The organism is Salmonella sp. SAL4457, from assembly GCF_046548235.1.
Taxonomy (GTDB): Bacteria; Pseudomonadota; Gammaproteobacteria; order Enterobacterales; family Enterobacteriaceae; genus Salmonella; species Salmonella enterica.
The window spans coordinates 1-260 of record NZ_JBGDZO010000748.1 but is presented as its reverse complement, the minus strand read 5'-3'; the positions used below and the strand labels follow the sequence as shown (position 1 = coordinate 260).

Sequence of the window (260 nt, the reverse complement as noted above, 5' to 3'; positions counted from 1 at the left end):
ATCCAGAACCGCTCGCACGACTCGATCATCCGCGAGATCGAGGAGATGCGCGACAAGGTGCCCGGCTTCACCGGCGTGGTCTCCGACCTTGGCGGACCGACGGCGAACATGTACCGCATCGCCTGCAAGAGCCCGGACATCGAGCGGCACTGCCGCAAGCCATCCTGCGTGTTCCCCGGCATCTGCGAGAACCTCGATACCGACCACAGCTCGCTGATCGAGCTGTACCGCAAGGCCCGGGCGCTGCCGGGGGTGAAGAA

Annotated in this window: 1 pseudogene; it reads left to right on the top strand. The window is 65.4% G+C overall.

The window, feature by feature from the left end:
* A pseudogene (locus ACLJNW_RS26155) lies at positions 1 to 260 on the top strand (YgiQ family radical SAM protein); the annotation flags it as partial.